This window comes from Eubacterium sp. AM46-8 (assembly GCF_003466705.1).
In the GTDB taxonomy this organism is placed as follows: domain Bacteria; phylum Bacillota; class Clostridia; order Lachnospirales; family Lachnospiraceae; genus Lachnospira.
On the sequence record NZ_QSEU01000010.1, the window covers coordinates 43,828 to 69,524 of the forward strand.

Annotated in this window: 23 protein-coding genes; 22 read left to right on the top strand and 1 reads right to left on the bottom strand. The window is 37.9% G+C overall.

Features of this window, described 5'->3' with window-relative positions; genetic code table 11:
• Positions 1-239 precede the first annotated feature (239 nt).
• From gdhA to spoVAE, 16 genes are all read left to right on the top strand, one after another.
• The gene (gene gdhA, locus DW963_RS08100; protein ID WP_012739843.1) at positions 240-1,598 is read left to right on the top strand and encodes an NADP-specific glutamate dehydrogenase; all 1,359 of its coding nucleotides are present in this window, start codon (positions 240-242) and stop codon (positions 1,596-1,598) included.
• 149 nt (positions 1,599-1,747) lie between these two features.
• Entirely contained in the window at positions 1,748-2,323 is a 576-nt protein-coding gene (locus DW963_RS08105) for a hypothetical protein (RefSeq protein WP_117914952.1), read from the top strand.
• Positions 2,324-2,371: 48 nt separating this feature from the next.
• Positions 2,372-5,089: a YfhO family protein gene (locus tag DW963_RS08110; protein ID WP_117914954.1), complete on the top strand. Its 2,718-nt coding sequence runs from the start codon at positions 2,372-2,374 to the stop codon at positions 5,087-5,089.
• A gap of 8 nt (positions 5,090-5,097) precedes the next feature.
• Entirely contained in the window at positions 5,098-6,252 is a 1,155-nt protein-coding gene (locus DW963_RS08115; RefSeq protein ID WP_117914956.1) for a putative hexosyltransferase, read from the top strand.
• A gap of 93 nt (positions 6,253-6,345) precedes the next feature.
• Positions 6,346-7,632 carry a bifunctional folylpolyglutamate synthase/dihydrofolate synthase gene (locus DW963_RS08120; protein WP_117914958.1) on the top strand — a complete coding sequence of 429 codons (1,287 nt, stop codon included), beginning with the start codon at positions 6,346-6,348 and terminating at the stop codon, positions 7,630-7,632.
• Positions 7,625-7,768, top strand: coding sequence for a hypothetical protein (locus DW963_RS13410; protein WP_195366706.1), 144 nt, complete (start codon positions 7,625-7,627; stop codon positions 7,766-7,768). The genes DW963_RS08120 and DW963_RS13410 overlap by 8 nt, the downstream gene beginning before the upstream one ends.
• Before the next feature lie 14 nt (positions 7,769-7,782).
• On the top strand, positions 7,783-9,174 hold the full coding sequence (locus DW963_RS08125) for a tetratricopeptide repeat protein (RefSeq protein WP_117914960.1): 1,392 nt from the start codon (positions 7,783-7,785) through the stop codon (positions 9,172-9,174).
• 102 nt (positions 9,175-9,276) lie between these two features.
• On the top strand, positions 9,277-9,648 hold the full coding sequence (locus tag DW963_RS08130; protein ID WP_243004238.1) for an STAS domain-containing protein: 372 nt from the start codon (positions 9,277-9,279) through the stop codon (positions 9,646-9,648).
• Between the two features lie 2 nt (positions 9,649-9,650).
• On the top strand, positions 9,651-10,076 hold the full coding sequence (gene spoIIAB, locus DW963_RS08135) for an anti-sigma F factor (protein WP_117914962.1): 426 nt from the start codon (positions 9,651-9,653) through the stop codon (positions 10,074-10,076).
• An 18-nt stretch (positions 10,077-10,094) separates the two neighbouring features.
• The gene (locus DW963_RS08140) at positions 10,095-10,826 is read left to right on the top strand and encodes a SigB/SigF/SigG family RNA polymerase sigma factor (RefSeq protein ID WP_117915051.1); all 732 of its coding nucleotides are present in this window, start codon (positions 10,095-10,097) and stop codon (positions 10,824-10,826) included.
• A 383-nt stretch (positions 10,827-11,209) separates the two neighbouring features.
• Entirely contained in the window at positions 11,210-11,812 is a 603-nt protein-coding gene (locus tag DW963_RS08145; protein WP_158568670.1) for a stage V sporulation protein AA, read from the top strand.
• Complete coding sequence (locus DW963_RS08150; RefSeq protein WP_012739831.1) at positions 11,809-12,216, top strand: stage V sporulation protein AB; 408 nt, start codon at positions 11,809-11,811, stop codon at positions 12,214-12,216. The genes DW963_RS08145 and DW963_RS08150 overlap by 4 nt, the downstream gene beginning before the upstream one ends.
• Before the next feature lie 26 nt (positions 12,217-12,242).
• Entirely contained in the window at positions 12,243-12,734 is a 492-nt protein-coding gene (locus DW963_RS08155; protein ID WP_117914965.1) for a SpoVA/SpoVAEb family sporulation membrane protein, read from the top strand.
• A gap of 75 nt (positions 12,735-12,809) precedes the next feature.
• The gene (locus DW963_RS08160; RefSeq protein ID WP_117914967.1) at positions 12,810-13,598 is read left to right on the top strand and encodes a class I SAM-dependent methyltransferase; all 789 of its coding nucleotides are present in this window, start codon (positions 12,810-12,812) and stop codon (positions 13,596-13,598) included.
• A gap of 75 nt (positions 13,599-13,673) precedes the next feature.
• Positions 13,674-14,687 (top strand): stage V sporulation protein AD, encoded by a 1,014-nt coding sequence (locus DW963_RS08165; protein WP_117914969.1) that lies wholly within the window; start codon positions 13,674-13,676, stop codon positions 14,685-14,687.
• A gap of 4 nt (positions 14,688-14,691) precedes the next feature.
• Entirely contained in the window at positions 14,692-15,051 is a 360-nt protein-coding gene (gene spoVAE / locus DW963_RS08170) for a stage V sporulation protein AE (RefSeq protein ID WP_041688222.1), read from the top strand.
• Between the two features lie 51 nt (positions 15,052-15,102).
• On the opposite strand, the gene DW963_RS08175 is transcribed toward spoVAE, so the two are convergent.
• Positions 15,103-17,790 carry a transglycosylase domain-containing protein gene (locus DW963_RS08175; protein ID WP_117914971.1) on the bottom strand — a complete coding sequence of 896 codons (2,688 nt, stop codon included), beginning with the start codon at positions 17,788-17,790 and terminating at the stop codon, positions 15,103-15,105.
• 135 nt (positions 17,791-17,925) lie between these two features.
• Here DW963_RS08175 and DW963_RS08180 point away from each other — a divergent pair, with 135 nt between their 5' ends.
• From DW963_RS08180 to DW963_RS08205, 6 genes are all read left to right on the top strand, one after another.
• Entirely contained in the window at positions 17,926-18,528 is a 603-nt protein-coding gene (locus tag DW963_RS08180) for a YigZ family protein (protein ID WP_117914973.1), read from the top strand.
• A gap of 383 nt (positions 18,529-18,911) precedes the next feature.
• The gene (locus DW963_RS08185) at positions 18,912-20,531 is read left to right on the top strand and encodes a type 2 periplasmic-binding domain-containing protein (RefSeq protein ID WP_117914975.1); all 1,620 of its coding nucleotides are present in this window, start codon (positions 18,912-18,914) and stop codon (positions 20,529-20,531) included.
• A 168-nt stretch (positions 20,532-20,699) separates the two neighbouring features.
• Positions 20,700-22,196: an ABC transporter permease subunit gene (locus DW963_RS08190; RefSeq protein ID WP_117914977.1), complete on the top strand. Its 1,497-nt coding sequence runs from the start codon at positions 20,700-20,702 to the stop codon at positions 22,194-22,196.
• 13 nt (positions 22,197-22,209) lie between these two features.
• Complete coding sequence (locus DW963_RS08195) at positions 22,210-23,076, top strand: carbohydrate ABC transporter permease (RefSeq protein ID WP_117914979.1); 867 nt, start codon at positions 22,210-22,212, stop codon at positions 23,074-23,076.
• A gap of 163 nt (positions 23,077-23,239) precedes the next feature.
• Positions 23,240-24,130, top strand: a complete 891-nt coding sequence (locus DW963_RS08200; protein WP_117914981.1) for a hypothetical protein — start codon at positions 23,240-23,242, stop codon at positions 24,128-24,130.
• Entirely contained in the window at positions 24,121-25,677 is a 1,557-nt protein-coding gene (locus DW963_RS08205) for a glycoside hydrolase family 28 protein (protein ID WP_117914983.1), read from the top strand. Before DW963_RS08200 ends, DW963_RS08205 begins: the two co-directional genes overlap by 10 nt.
• Positions 25,678-25,697: the final 20 nt, after the last annotated feature.

Consider the following 25,697-nt stretch of genomic DNA (forward strand, 5'->3'; position numbering starts at 1 on the left):
ACGAATACATTCTACCATGATTTTATCAAAAAGTAAAAACTTAATTATCTTAAGCAAGAAAAACAACATACATTAGATGTAGGCTTATTTTAATTAATATTATTACAAATAACTTAAAGTTAATAGGTAAACGCTATAAAAAACTTGCGGAAATTAACCAGAACAGATATAATAACGCTAGAATTGATGTGCAGTAATGTACAATCTTAAATAATAATTTAAAGGAGTGTTTTAAGGTTATGGGGTATGTTGATGAAGTATTAGACATCGTGTCTAAGAAGAATGCAGATCAGCCTGAATTTTTACAGGCAGTAACAGAGGTTCTTGAGTCTTTAAGACCAGTTGTTGAGGCTAACGAGGAAGTTTACAGAAAGAACGCTATTCTTGAAAGAATTACAGAGCCAGATCGTCAGATCATGTTCAGAGTTCCTTGGGTAGATGACAAGGGACAGGTACAGGTAAACAGAGGTTTCCGTGTACAGTTCAATAACGCTATTGGACCATACAAGGGTGGTTTAAGATTACATCCTTCAGTAAACTTAGGCATCATCAAGTTCTTAGGTTTCGAACAGGTATTCAAGAACTCACTTACAACTCTTCCAATCGGTGGTGGTAAGGGTGGTTCTGATTTTGATCCTAAGGGTAAGTCAGACAGAGAAATCATGGCATTCTGCCAGAGCTTTATGACAGAACTTTGCAAATATATCGGTGCTGATGTCGATGTTCCAGCTGGTGATATCGGAACAGGCGCAAGAGAAATCGGATTCATGTTCGGTCAGTATAAGAGAATCCGTGGAATGTTCGAAGGTGTACTTACAGGTAAGGGACTTACATACGGTGGATCACTTGCAAGAACAGAAGCTACAGGTTATGGTTTATTATACCTTACTAATGCTTTATGGAAAGATAATGGAATGTCACTTGAGGGCAAGACAGCAGCTGTATCTGGTTCAGGTAATGTTGCTATCTACGCTATCCAGAAGGCACAGCAGTTAGGTGTTAAAGTTGTTACATGCTCAGACTCAACAGGTTGGATTTATGATCCAGAAGGAATTGATGTTGCACTTCTTAAGGAAGTTAAGGAAGTTAAGAGAGCACGTCTTACAGAATATGCTGCTGCTAAGCCATCAGCTCAGTACTTTGCTAAGCAGAATGGTGAACATGGAGTATGGCAGTACAAGGTAGATCTTGCTCTTCCATGTGCTACACAGAATGAGTTAGACATCGAGGATGCTAAGATGCTTGTTGCTAACGGTGTTGTATCTGTAACAGAAGGTGCTAACATGCCTACAACATTAGAAGCTACTAAGTATCTCCAGGAGAATGGTGTTCTCTTCGTAGGTGGTAAGGCTGCTAACGCTGGTGGAGTTGCTACATCTGCTCTTGAGATGAGCCAGAACTCAGAGAGACTTTCATGGACATTCGAAGAAGTTGATGGAAAGCTTAAGGGAATCATGGAAACAATCTACGCTAACATTTCAGATGCTGCTAAGAGATATGATATGACAGTTGGTGGAAAGACAGACTATGTTGCTGGTGCTAATATCGCTGGTTTCGAGAAGGTTGTTGACGCTATGCTTGCTCAGGGAGTTTGCTAATTATAGGCTTTAATGTAATAATTGTCTTATAATATGATTTAATTGTAAGGTTCTGCAGACAATATGTCTGTAGAACCTTTTTTACTTGGCAGATTGCGAAAAATGATTTATATTATATGATTGTAGAAGTATAAAAAATGGAGGTCTGTATGAGAAAGAATATAGCAAGAGTATTGCTGTACGCAGCATGTGCAGTACTTGTTGTTTTTTACATATTAGTATTATGGTGGGGAAAGAATCCTAAGGTTGGAACAGAATATCGAATGTACTATCTGACACATGAGCTTACAGACTGGCCAGGTTATGGTAATCTGAAATATACATTTGGAACGAAAGAGATATGTACAGAACATAAAGACCGTAATGGTAAAGAACAAAGCAATGTCTGCAGTCGTAAAGGTCAGGGCTGGCAGAAATCTAAGAGATACGAAGGAACGAAGAATACAGACAAAGATTCATATATATACTATATTCCGGCGGAATCAGCTGATAATATATATCTTGTATGTGATATTACAGAATATGATACAACAGCCTTTGGTGATAAAGGAATTGAAGTATATGTGAATGATAAGCTGATTGGAAATATAGACAGCAAGGGAACAACGAAGCTAAAGATAGGATATGTCAGCGGTGATGAGCTTCTTACAGTGAAGTTTCATGCTGACAATGCAGAATATACTCTTTACAGTATAAGCCTTGATAAAGGTCAGGCTGAAACTTAAATCCAAAGATGACAGAATATGTGTAAATGTATAGAAAGGTAGAATTATATGAAGAAATCGGGATTTAAATCATTATTAAAAAAGATCAGGCCATACGCAGTACCTGGTATAATAACAGGTCTGGTTATGATTGTAATACTTATACTTAAAGGTATATGGCCTTTTGGAAGCAGCAGAATAGATTATTTTGACAATATGCAGCAGGTAGCACCGCTTTATGCACATCTGTGGGATTTCATGCATGGTAAGGCATCAATATGGTTTGACTGGTATACAGGTCTTGGAACAAATGTGTCAATGAGTATATCAGCATTTTCAATGATTACACCGTTTAATCTTTTATTATATTTTGTTCCAAGAAGTTACATATTAGAGAGCATATCAATAATTACACTTGTTAAGATGATATTCATGTCAGTTGCAATGTATGCGCTTATTAATAAGAAATATAACAAGCTTGTATACGGATTAAAGGTTACATTTTCATGCATGTATGCCTTTTGCGGTTATGTAATTCTCTATGGCTCGTGCTTTACACCGTGGATGGATATAGTTGCATTTTTCCCTCTTCTTATAATGGCATATGACAGAATGCTTGAGACAGGAAAGAAAATGTTCTATATATGCATGATTGCGTTGTGTTTCATAATTAATTATTACTTAAGTGCAATGTCACTTATATACATATTCCTTATCTGCGGAATAAGAATGGTAGTTATGCAGGAGAGAAAGCAGTGGAAAGAAACTGCATGGAATGTCGGTATAGGTACGATTGCAGGTATCGGACTTTCAGCATTCGTGCTTGTTCCTGTATTTGCACAGCTTTCTTCATCACAGAGAGGTGGTGCGTCTAAGGGACTTTTATCACAGTATGCAGGCTGGATAACAAGTTCAATAGTTACAGATGGTGCAATGGCAGCACTGCAGCGCTGGATGATGCTTTATGGACTTGCATTCGTTATAGCAGTAATTATCATGGGAATAAAAATATATAAGTCAGACAGAAGACAGCTTATATATACTATAGCCATGCTTGTTGTTGCATTAGGTCCGGTGCTTATGGAGGCTACTAACCTTATGTGGCATTTTGGTTCATACAACGGATATACATTAAGAAACGGATATCTGATATCGTTCACACTTATCTGCGTTGCTGCAGGAATGGCTGAGAAGATGTTTGCAGATATACCATTAAAGGGTGCGTTTTATCGCAGGCAGACAGCGGTAGTAGCGGTAATTGGTGCAGTATATGTTATGGTTTATAACATATTACCAATAAACAACGAAATGCTTGCAATGGCATTTTTTATAATGATATTTGCAGTAATGTTTGCAGTGTATATGTTTATGCTTATAAGAAAGAAAGAATTTAACTGCAAATCAGTTATTCTTGTTATTGCACTTGAATTGTTTATCGGTGCATATGCTCTTATAGGACCTCCTAAGTTTTATACATATGAGGATTACCAGATTGGTGATTATGTACAATATGCCAATGATGCGGCAGACAGCCTTGATATAGAAGAGTCTGCTACAGACAGAATAGTAAATCCTGATATCAGTCTTAATGCCAATTATCCTCTTATATTGAGAAGAGGAGCATTATCAAGCTTTACAGCAGCTTTAGAGGACGATACACAAAGTTATGCCAAGAGATGGGGATATTCTAAGTATTTCCTGTGGCTGTTAGATTCAGGTGGAACAGTATTCAGTAATGCAGTGCTGCATGTTACACAGGCAGTTAATATCAATGAACTTGACAGTGCTTTATATACATTAGAGAAGAAGGAAGGCGATTACAGCCTTTACAACACTAATTATAACCTGCCATTTGGATTCTGTGTTGACAGCAGCTTCAGCAAGCTTGATATGACTAATGTTGACTGGATTACATACCATAACAGAATGTATAAAGCAATGACTGGAGATAAAGAAACATTTGTAACGAGAATATATCCACAGGCAGAGACTGCTGGCAATATTAAGTCCATGACTATTAATGTCGGAAGCAAAAGTGCTATATATATGAATATTGCAGATGTGAAGAAGCCTAATGCGGATGCTAATGCATCTAAGCTTGAGAGCAGCATACATGTATATGTGAATGGTGAGGCAGTTGTTGTACCTACACTTGGAGATGTTAATAATACAGCATATTTTACGGATTATAATAATAATCTTCTTTATCTTGGCATATTTGAAGATGAAGATGTTCAGATTAAGATTGAATATGATAAGCCTAAATATATGAACCAGAGTAAGATGACTATCGGACTTCTTAATATGGAGAAGATGGATAAGCTCTGTGAGGATTTCGCAGATAAGCAGACAGATGTTTCATATACTAATAATACTCTTACAGTTAAGATAAACAGTGATGGAACTAAGGATTATGCCCTGATACCGGTTATTAAGAGCGCTAACTGGACCGTGACACTTGATGGAAAGACAGTTAAGACTAAAGAGATAGCAGGGCTGTTTACAGGTGTACAGGTTCACGAAGGCGAGAATACATTAGTGTTTACATTTGTGCCAAAGGGCAGAGATGCGGGACTGCTTATTACATTTGTGACATTGTTAATAACTGTGTTATGCCTTGTGATTAATTATAAGAGAACTATAAATGTTCCTGTATGGGCTAAGTATTGTGCACAGTATATATATATTGGATTGTTTGCAATAGTTGTGGCTGCAATGTTTGTAGTACCTGTAATAAGTACAATCCCGGCAGCTATATATCATATAATCCGTATATTATTGAAATGAGGCATTAGATGAACAGATTAAAAAATAATGAGAATTGTAGGCTGCTGTTAAAGATATTGATTATATTTGCGATATCAAGACTGATTATGCTTATCATGGTTCCTGTGTATAATGGAATTATGGGGACACACAGATCATTTCTGTTTCTTATGAACGAGTGGGATGCAAAGAAATATGCCTATATAATCAATCATGGCTATACACACCCTACGGATATTGATCCTCAGGCTAACTGGGCGTTCTTCCCATTATATGTTATAGTGTGTGCAGCATTAAAGGCAGTGACAGGCGGGCTTATTAACACTTATGTTATTGGAATGATAGTATCTAATATATGCATAATTATTGCAGCATTCTTTGCTGTTAAAGGTCTTAAGAAGCAGACTTCTATTAAAGAAGAATATACTATGATTATGCCAGTGCTTTTATTTATGGCACCTTACACCTTCTATTGCAGTTCTGTATATACGGAAGCGATGTTTATAATGTTCATTGTACTTTTTTTCTATTTCCTTTTTGAGAAGAAATACATGGCAGCAGGAATTATGGCAGCATGCTCAAGTGGAACAAGAATTGTAGGCTGTATACTTGTATTTGCACTGGTTGTACAGCTATATATTGACATGGAAGGAACTAAGATAAGCTTTGGCAGGGTTAAGACATTTGTAATGGATATGCTTAAAGCACCTAAGAAGATACTGTCAGTGCTTGTGTGCCCGCTCGGTGCATTTGCATATATGGCATTTCTTAATTTCTTCTGTGGTGATGCATGGGCATATAAGAATGTCCAGATTGCATGGAGAGAGGATGAGTATTTCCCAATTATAGGCGTGTTGTGGAAGGCATGTACAGGACAGATTGAGCCAAGATACACATATATGGGGTGGTTCTGTATTGCAATACTGATTCTTTATGGATATATGTTCTACAGAAAATATTATTCGATGGCAGTGTTCGGAATTATATCACTTCTTGTGCCATTGACATCACATGTTATGAGTACATGTAGATTTACGGCAGGAACATATGTTGCATTTGTCGGTCTGTATGATATACTTTCAAGGTGGAATAAGGTTGCAAGATGGATTCTTATGGCAGTTCTGATTGCCTTAGAAATATATCTTTTGTTCTTATGGTACAATTCAGACTGCTGGCTTATGTAGTATAATGAATGCAATATAAGCATAAAAATATATAAACGGGCATAAGATATAACAATGCATTTTAATGCAGTATAAGGAAGGAAGAGACGAGGAATGTACGACGAGATTGTAGACAGGCTTAACAGGATAAGCCAGTTTGCACCATCTACCGGAGTAGAAAGGGGCAGACGGGTATTACGAAATTGTGGCAATCCAGAGAAAGATTTGAAGATAATACATGTTGCCGGAACGAATGGCAAAGGCTCTACGTGTGCATATATTGCACAGATTCTGCAGAGTAATGGTTACAAAACAGGACTTTTTACGTCGCCTCATCTTGTGGATATCAGAGAGCGTATTAAAATTAATGGACAGATGATATCCAAGAGTGATTTTGAAGAGGCATATAATGCTGTTGAGAACTGCAGAACGCATGAACTTGCGTATTTTGATTACATGCTTGTTATGGCAATGTACTATTTTAAGAAACAGAACGTTGATTATGTAGTTATGGAAACTGGTCTTGGTGGAAGGCTTGATGCAACTAATGCCATTGAGAATCCGGTAATATCAGTAATAACAACGATTTCTCTTGAACATGCTGCAATTCTTGGTGATACTGTAGAGAAGATTGCAGCTGAGAAGGCTGGAATTATAAAGCTGGGAATTCCGGTTGTATGCAGTGGTGTTGTCAAAGAGGCAGCAAGGGTGATAAAGTCACGTGCAGAAGAGATGGAAAGTGACTGTTGTGTAGTTGATGAGAATACATTTGAACTGGTACAAAATACATATGGTTATATTGATTTTTTAATTCATAATGAGTATTATAAGAATGATTGTTTCAGACTGGCTACGAATGCATTGTACCAGATGGAGAATGCAAGTATTGCATTGACAGCATGTGCCGTTCTTGCCAGTAAGGGAGAACTTATACTTAACGAGGAACTTGTTAGAAAAGCAGTTCTTGAAACACACTGGTCAGGAAGAATGGAATTGGTAAGGAATAATCTGTATGTTGATGGAGCACATAATCCACAGGGAATACAGAGCTTTATTGAATCAGTGAACAGTCTTTATGAAAACAATCCGGCAGAGGATGCAACATTGTTGTTCTCTGTTGTGAGTGATAAGAATTATGACCAGATGATTAAGATACTATGCGGCTGTAAGCATTTCAGAAAAGTCTATGTTACTATGGCAGGCGGACTGAGGAAGCTTTCAGCCAATATAATAAAGCAGGCATTTGAAGCATATACGACAGGAATTGATATTGTTGTATTCAAGAGTGTGGATGATGCTCTGAACAGATGGGATAACAGACTGATGTTTGCAACGGGCTCTTTATATTTAGTTGGTGATGTAGTCCGTGCATTGGAAAGAAAGGAAAATAATCATGATTAATTTTGATGAAGAAATACAGAAGTTCCAGCCAAGTCTTGAGGTTGAGGATGCAGAGGATGCTATATACAACAATGATGTTCCAGATATAACAGATTTGATAACACAGATACTTAATGGTAAGAATTCGGATAAGTAGTGAGGGGTGGACATATGAGATGTTTTAAATGTGGAAGCTTCCTTACAGATGGTGATACATGTCCACAATGTGGTGAATACGTAGGAATCTATAAGAAAACAGCAAGAGTATCAGATGCATATTATAATGCCGGTCTGTATAAGGCAAGAGTAAGAGATTTAACAGGTGCAGTTGAAAGTCTTAAGATAAGCCTTATGATTAACAAGTACAATATTAATGCAAGAAATCTTCTGGGTCTTGTGTATTGTGAGATGGGGGATGTTGTTGAGGCATTAAGCCAGTGGGTTGTAAGTAAGAATTTTACACCGGAGGGCAATATAGCAGGAACTTATATCAAGAAAATCCAGACTAACCAGAACAGATTTGAGATGGTTACAGGTACAATCAGAAAATATAACCTTTCACTCAATTATGCCAAGGAAGGTAATACTGATATGGCAATCATCCAGTTAAAGAAGGTAGTTGCCAACAATCCTCAGCTTATCAAAGCACATCTGCTGCTTGCACTTATATATATTAAGCAGGACGAGCTTTCTAGAGCCAGGAAGCTGCTCAATGCAGTGCTTGCAATAGATAAGAACAACACTCTTGCTCATATGTATATGGAAGAGATAGAGAAGAAAATTGCAGCAAAGAAGGCAGAGACATCAGGATCATTCCTCCCTAAAAGAAAAGAAAAGGAGATAGACAAGAAGCCGCTTAGTGGTAATGATGTTATTCTTCCTAAATCTTCATATAAAGAGCCAAGCAATGGTGCAATAACAATAATTAATGTTCTTGTTGGTGTTGTGATAGGTGCAGCACTTATATGGTTCCTGATTATTCCGGCAAAGAATAAAGGCCTTACTCAGGATTATAAGAAGAATCTTCAGGAATACAGCGAGCAGTTATCTTCAAGTAATGTAGAACTTAATTCTATGCAGAAAGAACTTGAGGATGTGAAAGCACAGAAAGATGCACTTGAGCAGCAGCTCGGTGTTGTTAGTGGAACAGGTGGAAACAACAAGCTGTTAGTATCAGTAATAGAGGCGGCAAATGATTATATTGCCAATAAGCCTGATGAAGCTGCCAATAAGCTTGTTGATATAGATGTCAGTGCACTTCCGAGTGAGTCAGCCAAGACATTGTATAATACAATAGCTACAGCTACACTTCCGGCAGCAGCACAGAATTTCTATGACACAGGAATGACAGAGTATTATAAGTCCAACTATGAAGTTGCGGCAGAGAATCTTGTCAAAGCATACAAATGTAATAACAGCGTGGATTCAGCTTACTATGCGGCTAAGTCATATGTAGCCCTTACAAAGACTGATGAAGCTAAGAAATACTATCAGTATATTGTGGATGATTATTCGACAAGCGGATATTACAAAGAAGCCAGCGATTATGTTAATTCACATTGATGAGGTACTAAAAGATAAGCCCCCGGCAAAGATAATTCTTTGCCGGGGGCTTTGTTGCAGAATTAGTGAAGTGTAAAAGTAGAGAGGAAAGAGGAGATTATTATGTCAGAACAGGTTAATACAGCTGATGGGCAGGATGAAATCCAGCATATGGATTATATATACATGGTTAATGATAACAAGCTTATAATACGTATGAATGCAGAACTTGACCATCATCTGGCAGAAGAAATGCGTCAGGTTATAGATGATGTAATAGATAAGAGAGGCGTAACTCATATAGTATTTGATTTTACTAAAGTGGATTTCATGGACAGTGCAGGAATAGGACTTATTATGGGGCGTTACAAGAAGGTTATGGATAAAGGTGACATAACAATCGTGGGAGTCCGTGAAAGTGTTAAGAGAATACTTCTTATATCAGGACTTCATAAGATAGTTAACATATATGAGCTTAAAGGACAGGAGGCATAAGTATGATAGAGAATAACAATGTCGAATTATTATTTGAAGCCAGGTCGGAAAATGAAGCATTTGCAAGGGTTGTTGCAGCAGCCTTTGTTACATATTTAGATCCAACAATCGAAGAATTACAGGACATAAAGACAGCGGTTTCCGAGGCAGTAACTAACGCAATAGTCCACGGTTATGACAATGGTCCGGGAAAGGTGAGAATGAGACTTAAAGGCATACAGAATCAGGTAATAATAGAAGTACATGATGATGGTCTTGGCATAGAGAATGTGGCAAAAGCAATGGAACCATTGTATACAACCAAACCGGAACAGGAACGCTCAGGAATGGGATTTTCGTTCATGGAGGCATTCATGGACGATTTAAGGGTGGCGTCAGCACCAGGCAAAGGAACAACAGTGCTTATGAGAAAGAAAATAGGGGAGTAATTGATAGGATGTGATGCTATGGATCAGACTAAGGATTGTACCAGGGAATTGATCGCTAAAGCACACAATAATGACAAAGAAGCCAGAGAGAAGTTGGTAACAGATAATCTGGGGCTTATATGGAACATAATTAAAAGATTTAAGGGGAGAGGAACAGAACAGGAGGATCTGTTTCAGATAGGCTGTATAGGGCTTATAAAGGCAATTGATAATTTCAATCTGGATATGGATGTTGCATTTTCAACATATGCAGTTCCCATGATAACAGGTGAGATAAGAAGATTCCTGCGTGATGACGGAATGGTAAAGGTCAGCCGTTCCATAAAAGAAAATGCGGTAAAAAGCATGAGAATGGCGGGACAGCTCCGTGATACATTGGGCTGTGAACCGACAGTAGAACAGATAGCAGCTGCCTGTGAGCTGTCAGTTGAAGATATAACACTGTCAATGTCAGCTTCCATGGAGGTTGAATCAATATATAAGACAATCTATCAGGGGGATGGAAGCGAAGTAATGCTTATGGACAAGTTAGAAGATAAGGCAGACATTGGAGAAACCGCATCAAGCAAAGTTGCGCTTGCACAGCTTATGGAAACACTTTCACAGCGTGAAAAAGAACTTATCAGGATGCGTTATTATGATGATTACACACAGATGCAGGTTGCTAAGGAGTTTGGAATATCGCAGGTGCAGGTGTCGCGGATGGAGAAGAAGATTTTAAGTGGCATGCGCAAGCGGCTGTTTGCGTGATAGGGTTCATTCGGTATATGGCAGCCCCGCCGCTATGTCTGTCTATGGCATATGCCTCAGGATTTCTTCATCTAGTGGGAGTAAATGCCGCCATCTGTATAGTTTATTACGGTGCGGATAAACAAACGCGCTTCGCTTGAACGAGTTTATCCACACCGCCCTTTTACATCTGGCGGCATTAACTCCCACACGATTCGAAATATTCGGGCGTATACCATAGACAGACACAGCGGCGTAGTGTTTATGCTGAATGAACACAGTGCTGGGACAGTTTTGTGCATGTCTGGAGTGCGATGGGCGAGGGCAGGCTGTTAAATAAATGAAGCCTTATGAATAAATTTTTGGGCATGTACAATACTAATACTAGCAACGGAGGGTTTGTTATGTCAGAGAAGATTTATTTGAAGATTGACCAGCAGAGGTGTGTTAAGAAGCCTAGGGTCACTATTGGGGATGTGATGACTGTTTATTGCAGTGATAAGGATATGATTGAAAAAATCGGACATATAACACTTGTGGAGTTTACGCTGGGCAAGTATGACAGGAAGGTGCTTGATGCACTTGATGTTGTGGGCATTATTCAGAAGGAGTATCCGGATGCAGATATTGAATGTCTTGGGGAATGTGATTTCGTTGTTGAGTACAAGAAGCCGGAGAAGGAAGGCACAGTGCATTGGATTAAGGTTGCTGTTATATGTTTTATAACAATGGTTGGAAGCGGATATGGAATTATTGCTTACAACAATGACGTAAGTACGACGGATATATTTGACCGGGTGTACGAACTTCTTGGAGCTTCTGCATATAAGGCAACGAATGCAATGGAGATTGCCTATGCTGTGGGATTGTTTATTGGAATTGTTATATTTTATGACCATTTTGCGGGACAAAAGCTGTCAAAAGCGCCAACACCGCTTGAGGTGGAAATGGATAAATATGACAAAGATGTATTAGAATCTGTTATTGACAGGGAAGGTGGAAAATGATAGCGGTTATTATTCTTATAGGGGCTATGTCGGGAGTGTTTACTGCTGCAGGACTTTTTGCACTTATAACCAGTGTTGGTGTTATTAACAGATATGCTGATGTCAGCGGGACGAGCAGACATGTGTCTCTGTATGAGGAATGTATAATAATCGGTGCAACGGCAGCTAATGCTGTATATGTTCTTGGAATCACGGTTAGAATAGGAATGACGGGCTGTATTATATTCGGGTTGATATCCGGGATATTTATAGGCACATTTTTAATAAGCCTTGCAGAGACAGTTAAAGCATTGCCTATATTTGTTCACAGGGCAAAGGCGGGCACCGGTCTTGGTTTTATTGTGGCGGCGACAGCGGCAGGAAAAGCACTAGGACAGCTTGTATATTACTTATATATGTATTGATTTTGCATTGCAAAAAGGGAGGATTTATGCACGATATTAATTCTGAAAGCGGTACCAAAGCTGATGTTGAAAAAAGAAATGAAAGCTATAATGCTTATGTAAAAAATGTTACGCCTAAAGGAAGCTGTGTGGCAAAATGCTTTAAGGCATTCATTGTTGGTGGCTGTATATGTGTTGCAGGACAGATTATTTTAAATGTATGCAAGTGGATGAAAGTGCCTGACACGGATGCAGCATCTTACACAACACTGATACTGGTATTTTTAAGTGTAATTCTTACTGGACTTAATATTTATCCGTCTATAACCACATTTGGCGGAGCAGGAAGTCTTGTTCCAATTACAGGATTTGCAAACAGCGTTGCTGCACCTGCGATTGAGTATAAGAAGGAGGGACGGGTGTTCGGTATTGGCTGTAAGATATTCACGATTGCCGGTCCTGTTATTCTATATGGAATATTTTTTAGCTGGTGTGCAGGACTTATATATCTGGCTTTAAAGCTTATACATGTACTGTGATTCTTGATTAAGAAACATCTGTATGGTAGAATCATAGGAACTGTTTTAAAGAAATGCGCAGGATACGAGGATAATATGGGAACTTTTTTAGAAGATTATTATAATAAATTTAATGAAGAAAAAAGACTGACTTCAAGACACGGACAGATTGAATTCCGTACATCGATTCATTATATACACGAGTGTATTGAAGAATTAAAGAGAGAAGGGAGAGAAAATATAAAGATTATGGATATAGGTGCCGGGACAGGCAGATACAGCGTTGCACTGGCTGAGGAAGGCTTTGATGTAACTGCAGTTGAACTGGTAAAGCACAATCTTGGAATATTGAAATCTAAGAATTCATCAGTTAAGGCTTATCAGGGCAATGCACTTAAGTTAAAGCGTTTCGAGGATGAAACATTTGACATAACCCTGCTGTTCGGGCCGATGTATCATCTGTTCGGACAGGAGGATAAGGTTAAGGCATTAAAGGAGGCGGCCCGTATTACAAGGAAAGGTGGCTTTATTCTTGTCGCTTATGTTATGAACGAGTATGGTGTTATTACATATGCATTTAAGGAAAGACATATTAAGGAGTGTATGGAACAGGGCAGGCTGACAGAGGATTTCCACACGATATCTTCAGAGCAGGATTTGTATGATTATGTGCGTCTTGAAGATATTACAAAAGTTAATGAAGCAGCAGAATGTGAACGTGTGAAGATTGTGACACCGGATGGACCAGCTAATTACATAAGACAGTTTGTGAATCAGCTTGACGAGGAGGAATACGAGATGTTTTACAGGTATCATCTTGCAACCTGTGAAAGAGCTGATCTGCTTGGTGCTGCTGCACATACGCTTGACATAATACGAAAATAATACATAATTAATACATTTTTGGACAGACTACTTATAAAGACTAATGGCACATGAGTATGTGCGGAAACGAGGATTATGACTGGAAAACAGAGTCTGTTATTTGACAAAGATGTATATGTTAGATGTGCTGCAACAGTGGTTGGAAAGAAAGAGGCTGATGGTCCGCTTGGTGAAATGTTTGATGTGGCAGTAGAAGATGATATGTTTGGCAAGAAAAGCTGGGAAGAGGCTGAGAGCCACATTCAGGAGATGGCGGTTGACAAGCTGCTTATTAAAAGCGGTATGGCTGCGTCAGACATAGATTATATCTATGCCGGAGACCTTCTTGGACAACTTATAGCAACATCTTTCGGTCTTATGAGATATGAAATACCGATGTTTGGTCTGTACGGAGCATGTTCAACGATGGGCGAGGCATTATCACTTGGTGCAATGTGTGTTAATGCCGGATATGCGCAAAATGTAATTGCCATCGCGTCAAGCCATTTTGCAAGTGCTGAAAAGCAGTTCCGTTATCCGCTCGAGTATGGAAACCAGAGACCAGTTGCATCTACATGGACAGTTACAGGAGCAGGGGCGTATATCGTCGGCGATAAGCCTCTGGATAAGAAAAAATGTGTTCTCATAAAGGGTATTACAACGGGAAAGATTGTTGATTACGGCGTTAAGGATTCAATGAATATGGGAGCATGTATGGCTCCAGCAGCAGCAGAGCTTATAGAAGCTAATTTCAAAGACCTTGATGTTGATAAGGACTATTATGATGCAATATTTACAGGCGACTTAGGAGAGATTGGCAACAGGATATTGTCTGAGCTTCTAAAAGAAAAAGGCATTGATATTGCTGATAAGCTGTATGACTGTGGAATGCTTATATACGAAGGGGAAACTAAGTGTTCAGGAGGAAGCGGCTGTGGCTGCAGTGCAGTTGTTCTTGGAAGCTGTATTATGGACAGGCTTATAAGAGGAGAATATAAAAGGGTTCTTTTTGTTCCTACAGGAGCTTTGTTATCTACCGTAAGTTACAATGAAGGAAAAAGTGTGCCGGGCATAGCCCATGGTGTAATTCTTGAAGGAAAGGAGAGTTAAAGCCATGGATTTTGTTAAAGCATTTGTATGTGGGGGGTTAATATGTGTTCTTACACAGATTCTTATGGAAAAGACAAAGCTTATGCCGGGAAGGATAATGGTTATTCTTGTAACAACAGGAGTTGTACTTGGAGCAGTTGGGATATACGAGCCGTTTGTTAAATTTGCAGGAGCGGGAGCAACAGTTCCTCTTACGGGATTTGGCAATGTCTTATGGAAGGGTATGAAGAAAGCAATAGATGAGCAGGGATTTTTAGGATTGTTTACAGGTGGATTTACTTCATGTGCAGTCGGAGTATCAGCAGCACTTATATTTGGATTTATTGCATCACTTATATTTGAACCTAAGATGAAGAAAGAATAAAATAAAAGGATAGTGGTTCGTTCAAATTGAACCACTATCCTTTTTTAATGATTAAGGCCGTTTGTCAGATGAATTAGTTTTATCAGATGTCTCTGTTGAGGCAGCTGTTGATTCTTTAGAATTGTTCTTGTTGCTGCCTGTTCCGGTTGTAACTTTGGAAGGCTTGGTTGTTGCACTGTGAATAGTGCATAACTTAGATAACTCAGTATCTGTAATTGAGATATCAGCATCCCATGTCTTAAACTCAGAACCGTCTTTATCCTCACCAAGCTTATCAGCAGAAGATTTCTTTCTCATAATCTTAGTTGTAACACTTGGACAACCGGAAGTAGCAATATCTCCGGATTCATTACATATTGAAACCTTAACATGTGTTGTACAGTATTCAGTAGGAACTGTGTCTTCAGTGAAATATTCTGTTATAACACAGTTTCCTTCAGGGTCCTGGTCACATAAGCCCTCAACAGGAAGAAGCCCTGACTTAGAGCATACAGCCGCCTCTACAATACCAGATGGCTGTTCATAACTTCCAGTTGGAAGATTAAGATTTTCATGAATTGTCTGCATAATTGTACGCCATATAACATTGTGGTTGACAACATTTCCAAGCTCTTTGGAGTTATCATCATAGCCTGCCCATATTACGGCTGTGTAATATGGAGTGAAGCCACAGAACCATCTGTCGCTGTCGAACTGTGTTGTACCTGTCTTACCTGCTACAGGCTGGCTTGAAAAGTTAGCTGTACGTGCAGTACCGTCAGTAGCAACAGAGCGTAATCCCTGAATAAGAAGCCAGTCAGAATTCTCATTAAGTACCTTATGCGTTTCAGGTACAGAATTATCGATAATAATGTTGCCTTCTGAATCAAGCACTTTTGTGTAGTAAATAGGCTTTGTGTAAGTTCCTTTATTAGCAATGGCTGCATAAGCGGCACACATGTCAATATTGGAAACACCTCGTGTCATACCGCCAAGTGCAAGTGATTGTACAACGTCGTGTGCACCGTTGATTGCATTTTTAGGAGAAACCAGCGTTGTAATACCAAATTTCTCAAGGTAATTATAACCAACCTGGGGCGTAAGCTTTGAAAGAATCTTAACAGCAGGTACATTCTGTGAAACAGTAAGAGCTTCTCTTAATGTCATCAGACCTCTGTATTCACCTTTTGTAAAGTTAGTAACAAGCTTTGCATCAGTTCCTGAATAATAATAAGGAGCATCATCAATGGCAGATGCCAGAGAATATGTCCCTGTATCAAGGGCGGGACCGTATACAGCAAGTGGCTTAATACTTGAACCCGGCTGTCTTGCAATATCATTAGAAGCACGGTTTAAGCTTCGGTTAAGAGTTTTATCACCGCGTCCGCCAACCATAACTTTAACATGTCCGTTGGTCTGATCCATTACAGTAAATGATATCTGGGGCTGTATTGTAAATGTAAGTGTCTCAGCATATATTTCACCACCCTCTTTAAGGAGCTCCTGCTTATATGCTTCAACATAACTTCTTGCAGCATCTTCATCGGTCATCGTAAGACTGAAGCGGGTATCTCCAAGAGTCTTTGTGTACCAGTTAGCCATTGAATTGTGTGAATAATATGAAAATGATCCATCAGTCTGCTTTATTGTTAAAGCATAATTGATAGAAAAATGTGTATTATCATTGTAGTTGCCAGGATTATTGATAACATCGTCAGCAACCTGCTGCATCATTGTGTCCTGAGTTGAATAAACCTGAAGTCCGCCACGATATATAAGGCTTGTAGCCTGTGCTTCTGTATATCCCTTCTGTGACATAAGGTCAGAAGTAAGCTGATTGATAAGTTCATCAACAAAATATGAATAAGTTGTAGTTGATGTTCCGGCAAGTTCAATCCCTTCAAGTCTTGCATAGACATCATCGGAAACCGCTTCATCATATTCTTCCTGGGATATATATCCCTGCTCTTTCATATTGAGAAGGACCTGACTCTGCCGGTCTTTGTTTCTGTCGGCGTGCCTTATTGGATTAAGACCAGTAGGACTTTTAGTGATGGATGCAATTACAGCACATTCACTGATAGAAAGCTCTGATACATCCTTGTTAAAATATCCTCTGGCAGCAGACTGTACACCATAATATCCGTTACCAAGGTTAATGGTATTAAGATAATTCTCAAGAATGGCATCTTTAGACATTACTGTCTCAAGCTTTATAGCCAGATATTGTTCCTGAACCTTTCGCTTAATCTTTTCAATTGTAGATTCGTTAAAAGCATTGAAAACATTATTCTTTAGAAGCTGCTGTGTTATTGTACTTGCACCCTGTGACATCTCACCTGATGAAAGTGTAATTGAAGCAGCTCGTAAGATACCTCTCATATCGATACCATTATGCTCATAGAAACGCTCATCTTCTATAGCTATAAATGCATGTTGCAAATCTTTAGGTATCTGGTCAAGTGTTACATATGTCCTGTTAGCTCCGGCAGAAGAAAGTGTCTGTATTTCATTCTCATCTGAATCATATATCTTAGTTGCAAAGCCTTCAGGCGAAACATTAATAGAAGCTATATCAGGAGCATTTTCTATAATTCCCTGAAATGAACCGAATACAAGGCATGAACCTGCTACAACTAATGCTATTATTCCGACCAGAGCCAGCTTTATAAAAAATATACCTAATTTGGTGCCAAGCTTGGTAGTAGCTGAATTGAGCAGTTTTTTCTTTTGTTTTATGCCTTTATCACCATAATTCATATATTGTCCTCCTTAATAAAGTCATGATATTATATCATAAAAAGAAGGCACAGGCAAATAATTGGAGTTGTGCCGAGTGATTTGGAAAAGGAAAAAATATGAAAAAAATAATTAAAAAACGGACAGGGAGAATATATAGAGAAAAAATCAAAATTTATAGCGCATATTTTTAATGTTGAAAGCGAACAACAGGCAGCAGCCATAATAGCAGAAGTAAAAAAGAAATACTGGGATGCCAGACATAACTGTTATGCCTATATACTTGGGAATAAAGGGGAGATACAGAGGTTTTCAGATGATGGAGAGCCATCTGGAACAGCAGGAAAACCAATACTGGAAGTATTATCGGGCAATGAATGCAGCAATTGCCTGTGCATTGTAACAAGATATTTTGGAGGAGTATTGCTTGGGACAGGCGGACTTATAAGGGCGTATACAAGTGCATCAAAGGAGGCACTGGATGATTGTCTGACAGGTGAGCTTGTTGAAGGAGTACATGCATATCTTGATGCTGATTATAATTATGTAGGGAAAATACAGCATTTATGTATACAGGATGACATTACAGTTGTTAATACAGAATATTCAGATAATGTAATATTTGAATTGATGATGGAAAAGCAGGTGCGGCAGAAGTTTGAGAAAGCACTGACAGAAATGTCATCCGGCAGTATAGGATTAAGAGAAATTAAGGAAGTTAAGATGTATAGAGATGGCAGAGGAATATTGAGCCTGTAAAATATGAATAAAAAATTAACAGTAGTAAAAAATAACAATACATTGGTCAACTTTTGTGAATCTAAAAGAATAATATGTAAAAGTGATGTAAAAAAACATAAAAAATGCGAGTTCGCTAGTGCATTTTTTACATAAAAATATGATAGTTATTGAAAGAAAAAGTATTCTTACGAAATAATTTAGACAATAAATTAAGAAAAATTAAAAAAATGTGAACATGGTAAGCCGCATAAATACTAGGGTTTCACAGAAAACACAAAAAAAATACAATATTTATTAAAATTAGTCTTGTTAAAATAGTACAAAAATGATAATATATCAATGTCTAAAAAACGAAATGGGGGTTAAACCCCGAAAACCAAATAAGGAGGGTTTTAAGGTTTATGAAAAAGACATTAAAGAAGTTTGCTGCTGTAGGTTTAACACTTACATCAGTAGTAGGACTTGTTGCTTGTGGTTCTAAGAACAACACTACAGACAACAAAAAGGAAACAGTTGATTGGGCTTCAGTTGAAAAGCCAGGTAAGTTTACAGTTATGGTAGACGGAACTGTTGTTAAGGAAACTAACGGAGCTGCTAAGTTCTATCAGTATTATAAGGAACTTACAGGACTTGACATTGAGTGGATTCGTCCAGATCATTCAAGCTACGCTGACTCTGTAAAGAACACATTTGCATCAGGTGATCTTCCAGATGTAGTTCTTCTTAACTCAGATTATCTTGCAAACTTCGCATCAAACGGATATCTTTGGGATATGACAGATGCTTGGGAGCAGTCAGCTACTAAGAATTCAGGAAGACTTACTGATATGGCTGATACTGTTATGGCAGGTAATGTACTTGCTGGTCCAGACGGAACAAAGGCTCTTTACGGTTTCTCACCAACACGTGGTAACGGATGCTGTACATATGTAAAGGCTTCTGCATTAAAGGCAGCTGGATTAGAAGCAGATAAGGTTGCTAATGAGACAATGACATATGATCAGTACTATGATATGCTTAAGAAGATTCAGGCAGCATCATCTAACAAGAACTATGTAATCTCTACATCAGGTTTTGTTGCTGGTGGTAACAAGCCAGAAGCTCCATATACTAACTACCTTCCAGAATTCTATCAGGATGCTCAGTTCACATTCTATCTTAAGGATGGAAAGTATGTAGATGGATTCTCAGAAGAAGCAATGAAGAAGGCTATGGACAGACTTAAGACAGCAATTGATGATAAGATTCTTGATCCAGCTACACAGAATGCTTCAACAAAGGAAGCTCGTAACAAGTTTACTAATAAGGACGCTAACCTTGCATCTTCAGTATTTACATACTGGGCTGGTACATGGGATAAGAACCTTACTAAATTACTTCCAGATCAGACAGACAGCCTTGTAGCTATCAAGCCTATCAAGGAAGTTGGCAAGTATATGGAGCGTCTTGCTCCAGCTTGGGCTATTACATATAAGGCATATGAGGATGGAAAGGCTGAGGGAATCTTTAAGTACTTCATCGATACAATGCTTGACGGTGGAGATATCCAGGTAGCTTGGGAATACGGCGCTAAGGGAACACACTGGGATGATAAGGCAGAGACATATACAGTAGCTGGTAAGGATGGAAAAGAAGGTAAGACTTATACAGCAGCAGAAGGAGAATTCCATAATCTTCCATCTCCAGAAACACCATCAACACTTACAACTAAGAACCATATTGATCCAGATCTTGCAATTGCTGGATTTGGAGATAAGGAAGATCCAGGTCACAAGGCTCAAGATCCAATTATTACTGAATGCTACAAGATGTTCAATGCTAACTGCGAAATGGTTGAAGTTCTTCCTACAACAGACGTACTTAGTAACAATATCACAGATATCAATACTAAGAGAGTAGAAGTTCTTTCACAGGTAGTTCTTGGAACTAAGACATATGACGAAGCTATGGCTGATTACAACAGCCAGGTTGGTGCTAAGGTTACAGCTGTTATCGAGTCATTAAATGCGACAATTAAGTAATTTAACTTAAATGTTAAGAATTTAAGATGCGGATGCATCAGATGTTCAATATGGCGGCGCAGAGAAATCCGCGCCGCTTATATTGAGAAAAGATTTGCTTATGAAATTTGTATTTTTTGTATTTATTTGGTAGGCATACGATAAATTATTAGGAAAGAAGGTAAAAAAATGCAGTGTCCATCTTGTAACACAGAGCTTCCTAAGAAAGCAAAGGTTTGCCCTAAGTGTGGTACAGCAATAGGAAAACCAAAGGGAAACTTAAGAGTAATGGCTATCATTGGATTTGTTGTAATGCTTGTTGCAAGTCTTTTACCAATGGTACAGTCAGGCGAGAAGATTAAACTGGGATTATATCCTAAAGCTTATGCTTTCGGCTACATGAATATCAGTATGCCGGTTATGTGGTATTTATTTATTGCATGTATAGTTGTTGCAATTATTCTTGTAGTAGCAAGAAAAGAAATTCTGTCTATTATTCCGGTAGCAGTTTCAGTTGTTATTACAATTGTTTCATTCCTTGCATTCGACTTTAACAGTGTTGAAGGAAAAGTAATGGGTGGTGGTCTTAAATTTGTCCCTCATTCACTTACAGATCTTCTCAGCAATGGTTATAATGGTAATTCATATCATATCGGATGTGGATTAATTGTTCTTGCAATTGGTGTTGTTATTGCAATTGCAGGTTGCTTCATTGATATTATGAAGCCATTTAAGAAAGATCTTCATGTTGATACTAAGTATCTTTCTAATTCATTAAATCAGAGCCTTTCTAATAAAATCTATTATTATAGAGGTTTCTACCTTATGTTCTTACCAGTATTTGTAATGATTATGTTGTTCAACTACTGGCCAATGCTTGGATGCCGTTATGCATTTACATCTTATATCATTGGTAACCCTTATTATATGGGACTTTACCATTTTGTAACAATGTTTACTAACGATGTATATTTCTGGCAGGCATTTAGAAATACATTAATTTTGTCAATTATTAAGTTGTTCTTAAATACAGGCGCAGCTGTTATAATTTCACTTCTTTTGAACGAAATTACAAATATGATTTTCAAGAAGACAGTACAGACAATTATTTACCTTCCACATTTCATGTCATGGGTAGTTGTTGCTTCAGTTTTCAAGATGATGCTTGCACCATATGATATCGCTCCAGTAAACTCAATTCTTATGAACATGGGCCTTATTGATACACCTATTGATTTCATGAATTCTGCTCAGTACTGGCGTGGAACATTCTATGTAATGAATGTTTGGAAAGATACAGGATGGGGAACAATCTTATTCTTAGCTACATTATCAGGTATCAGCCCAGACCTTTATGAGGCTGCACAGATTGATGGTGCTAATAGATTTAAGAGACTGATATATATTACATTACCAGCTCTTGCTAATACTATTATTACAGTATTTATTCTTAACCTTGCCAAGGTTATGAACCTGTTTGAGTCAGTATTCGTATTACAGTCACCTATTACTTATACTAAGTCACAGGTATTACAGACATATGTATATGTTAAGACATTCGGTGGTGGTAACTCAGATTATGGTTATACAACTGCTGTAGGTTTATTTAAGTCGTTCGTTGGTATGATCTTAGTTCTCGGTTGTAACTGGGCAAGTAAGAAAGTGCGTGGACGTGGTATTGTATAGGAGGGAATAAATAATGAGTGATAGTACAACATTAGTTTACAAAAAGAAAAAGAAAAAATTTAAAGTATTCCCATTAGTTAATGCAATATTCTTTATTATTGTTGCATGCTTGATTATGATACCAATTTATCGAGTAATTATCAGTTCTCTTGATGCTAATACTTCATACAACTTTGTATGGTTACCATCTAAGTTTACATGGGGTGGATATACAGCCGTATTAACCAGATCAAGCTTATATACACCATTCTTGATTTCAGTTGTTACAACAGTTATCGGTACATTTGTTGGACTTTTAGTTGTAACACTTGGTGGTTATGTATTAATTCAGTGGGAGATGCCAGGAAGAAACTTCTTCGCTTATATGCTTCTCTTCACAATGATTTTCGATGGTGGTATGATTCCTAAGTACCTTGTTGTCAAGCAGTTGGGATTAATGAATACACTTTGGGCAGTTATTTTACCAATGTCAATCAATGTATATAACTTAGTTCTTATGAGAAACTTCTTTGAAGGTATCCCAGAGTCTCTTTTTGAAGCAGCTCAGATTGATGGATGCTCTCCAATGGGAATTTTCTTTAAGATTGTTCTTCCTCTTTCAAAGGCAGCTCTTGCATCAATTGGTTTGATGTTCGCAGTTAGTTTCTGGAATGATTATACAAACTTCAAGTTATATATTACTAAGAATAAGCTGTTCAACTTCCAGATTCAGTTAAGAAACATGGTTATTGATAGTGATATTCCGGTTGATGACGCAGTTAATCAGGAAACAATTGGTAATGCAGCTACAATCATTGCTATTCTTCCTTTCATGGTTATCTATCCATTCTGTCAGAAGTACTTTGTACAGGGTGTTAACGTAGGTGCCGTTAAGGAGTAATGTTAATATTTTGAATTTATTTTGGACGAGCCTTAAAAGGCTCGTCCTTTTTTGCGCGAGTAGCGAAAAAACTGTATTTTTATTCGTCATTACCAGTCAAATAGTGGAATAATACTGTTTAACATGATACAATAAAACAAATATTGGTTAGGAGGAAAAAGGCTTGGATAAAAGTTTTGAAATTAAAGGATACATTAATAATGTATTAAAAGAAACCGGGCTTGAAGGAGCAGATGCATTTGATAAGGCACTTCTTCTTAATGCCTTAGGTAAACTGGAAGAAGCAGAGCATAGTGATGAATATAAGGATGTTATTACAGGTGAATTAGAGAAGCTTGTAGAGAATGATAATATCAGCATAGGCGAGAATGACCTTGTAAATTATATGTATGGTAATGCATGCTACAGTGTTGGAAAGAATGATATTGCTGTTAATATTGCTAAGCAGACAGAGAGACAGCCACGGACAGAATCAGGTTATTTTACAGGCGCAGAAGGTGGCAGATGCTTATGTACTGCTTTTAAGGCTTTAAGCTTCTATATGAATTATGAGACTAAAGATGGTGGTAAAGAACATTATAATGATATCATTGCGCAGTATAATGCAATATATACAGAATGCTTTGAGAACGCAGGAAAGGCAGCACATGATGGTGATGCTAAGGCTGTAAAAGCACTTGCTTTATTTGCAGCAGGAGCAGTTGATACACTTGAAGTTATGGATCAGGCGTTGTATGAGATATTTGCAAGAATAAGAGAAATGTATAAAGCAGCAGTTTCAGTTCTTAATGATACAATTGATAATACAGATTCATGGTTTGTAAAGCTTATGTATGCATATGCAGTATTGAAAGGTTGCCGTATGAAGCTTATACAGACAGAAAAATATGCATCCAAGGCTGAGGAAATCTTTGAAAAAGCTACTGATAAGCATGTTGCGGATAAGAACAGTATATCTGTATCAGCGGCGTATATAACAGCTTACAGTGAGTATATAAGAAACAGGGATTATCAGGATTACGGACGCAGCAATGGAGGTGTATTATGGAGTTAAAGTTAGTTATCAAGACAGGAAGAAGTGCTGTAGTAGAATTTGATGACGGTGGAAAGTATTATTCTAAGGAAGAATACACACTCCTGATTAATGGAGAAGAATATGGCAAGACAGAAAAGGTTGTTACAACAATATATGGTCTTAAGCCAGATACAGAATATAAGATTATGGCAGTGTATGCAGGAAAAGAATACGGACCTGTAGAATTTAAGACAGATTATGAATATGTGACTCTTAATGTCAGAGAATTTGGTGCGTATGGTGATGGAGAGCATGATGATACTAATGCAATCCAGTGTGCAATTATGGCAGCTCCTAAGGATTCCAGAGTATTAGTTCCAGAGGGTGTTTATAAGATATCAAGTATATTCTTAAAAGATAATCTTAATCTTGAGCTTGCTAAAGGAGCAGTACTTTCAGCATTTACAGAAAGAGATAAGTTCCCTGTATTACCGGGACAGATTGAGACATACGATGAGAAAGATTATTACAACCTTGGTACATGGGAAGGCAATCCTCTGGATATGTTTTCAGCAATTGTATGTGGTATCAACTGTTCAAATGTCACAATTACAGGTGAAGGAACTATTGATGGATGCACAACTCACGATAACTGGTGGAAGAATTGTAAGATAAGAAATACTGCGTGGAGACCAAGATTATTCTTTATCAATAACTGTAGTAATGTTACTATGCATGGAATTACAGTCCAGAATTCACCATCATGGACAATCCACCCATATTTTAGTAAACATCTTAAGTTTATTGATGTTAAGATTCTTAATCCTGCTAATTCACACAACACAGATGGTCTTGACCCGGAAAGCTGTCAGGATGTTCTTGTGCTTGGAACATACATTTCAGTTGGTGATGACTGTATAGCAATCAAGTCAGGCAAGATATATATGGCTCAGAAGGAAAAGACTCCTACAGAGGATATGACAGTTCGCCAGTGCTGTATGAGAGACGGACATGGTGCAGTAACAGTAGGAAGCGAGATAGCTGCGGGAGTTAAAGATGTTCATATCAGAGACTGTATGTTCATGAATACAGACAGAGGTTTAAGAGTTAAGACAAGAAGAGGCCGTGGTAAATTATCTGTACTTGATGATATTTCATTTGAGAATATTGATATGGATAACGTTATGACACCATTTGTTGTTAACAGCTTCTATTTCTGTGATCCAGATGGAAAGACAGAATATGTTGGTTCTAGAAAGCCACTTCCTGTTGATGACAGAACACCTTCAATCAAGAGCCTTACATTTAAGGATATCAATGCGAAAAACTGCCATGTTGCAGGTGCATATATATTCGGTCTGCCAGAGAGTAAAGTTGAGAAGCTTACATTTGAGAATATTAACTTCAGCTATGCTAAAGATGCAAAGCCGGGGGTAGCAGCAATGATGCTTGGCTGTGATGAAGCAAGCAGACAGGGACTTATTGTAAGTAATGTAGAAAAACTTATATTAAAGAATGTCAATATTGAGGGCTGCGATGGAGAAGCAATTGTGGCAGATAATGTTGATAAGATTGAAAGAGATTAGTATAAATATATGGAAAATGA

Coding starts and splice junctions, on each gene's coding strand:
- DW963_RS08140 (WP_117915051.1), top strand. CDS start 10,095: ATGGATCAGACTAAGGATTGTACCAGGGAATTGATCGCTAAAGCACAC.
- DW963_RS08195 (WP_117914979.1), top strand. CDS start 22,210: ATGAGTGATAGTACAACATTAGTTTACAAAAAGAAAAAGAAAAAATTT.
- DW963_RS08125 (WP_117914960.1), top strand. CDS start 7,783: ATGAGATGTTTTAAATGTGGAAGCTTCCTTACAGATGGTGATACATGT.
- DW963_RS08145 (WP_158568670.1), top strand. CDS start 11,210: ATGTCAGAGAAGATTTATTTGAAGATTGACCAGCAGAGGTGTGTTAAG.
- DW963_RS08160 (WP_117914967.1), top strand. CDS start 12,810: ATGGGAACTTTTTTAGAAGATTATTATAATAAATTTAATGAAGAAAAA.
- DW963_RS08165 (WP_117914969.1), top strand. CDS start 13,674: ATGACTGGAAAACAGAGTCTGTTATTTGACAAAGATGTATATGTTAGA.
- DW963_RS08190 (WP_117914977.1), top strand. CDS start 20,700: ATGCAGTGTCCATCTTGTAACACAGAGCTTCCTAAGAAAGCAAAGGTT.
- spoVAE (WP_041688222.1), top strand. CDS start 14,692: ATGGATTTTGTTAAAGCATTTGTATGTGGGGGGTTAATATGTGTTCTT.
- DW963_RS13410 (WP_195366706.1), top strand. CDS start 7,625: ATGATTAATTTTGATGAAGAAATACAGAAGTTCCAGCCAAGTCTTGAG.
- gdhA (WP_012739843.1), top strand. CDS start 240: ATGGGGTATGTTGATGAAGTATTAGACATCGTGTCTAAGAAGAATGCA.
- DW963_RS08115 (WP_117914956.1), top strand. CDS start 5,098: ATGAACAGATTAAAAAATAATGAGAATTGTAGGCTGCTGTTAAAGATA.
- DW963_RS08110 (WP_117914954.1), top strand. CDS start 2,372: ATGAAGAAATCGGGATTTAAATCATTATTAAAAAAGATCAGGCCATAC.
- spoIIAB (WP_117914962.1), top strand. CDS start 9,651: ATGATAGAGAATAACAATGTCGAATTATTATTTGAAGCCAGGTCGGAA.
- DW963_RS08150 (WP_012739831.1), top strand. CDS start 11,809: ATGATAGCGGTTATTATTCTTATAGGGGCTATGTCGGGAGTGTTTACT.
- DW963_RS08155 (WP_117914965.1), top strand. CDS start 12,243: ATGCACGATATTAATTCTGAAAGCGGTACCAAAGCTGATGTTGAAAAA.
- DW963_RS08120 (WP_117914958.1), top strand. CDS start 6,346: ATGTACGACGAGATTGTAGACAGGCTTAACAGGATAAGCCAGTTTGCA.
- DW963_RS08130 (WP_243004238.1), top strand. CDS start 9,277: ATGTCAGAACAGGTTAATACAGCTGATGGGCAGGATGAAATCCAGCAT.
- DW963_RS08105 (WP_117914952.1), top strand. CDS start 1,748: ATGAGAAAGAATATAGCAAGAGTATTGCTGTACGCAGCATGTGCAGTA.
- DW963_RS08185 (WP_117914975.1), top strand. CDS start 18,912: ATGAAAAAGACATTAAAGAAGTTTGCTGCTGTAGGTTTAACACTTACA.
- DW963_RS08175 (WP_117914971.1), bottom strand. CDS start 17,790: ATGAATTATGGTGATAAAGGCATAAAACAAAAGAAAAAACTGCTCAAT.
- DW963_RS08205 (WP_117914983.1), top strand. CDS start 24,121: ATGGAGTTAAAGTTAGTTATCAAGACAGGAAGAAGTGCTGTAGTAGAA.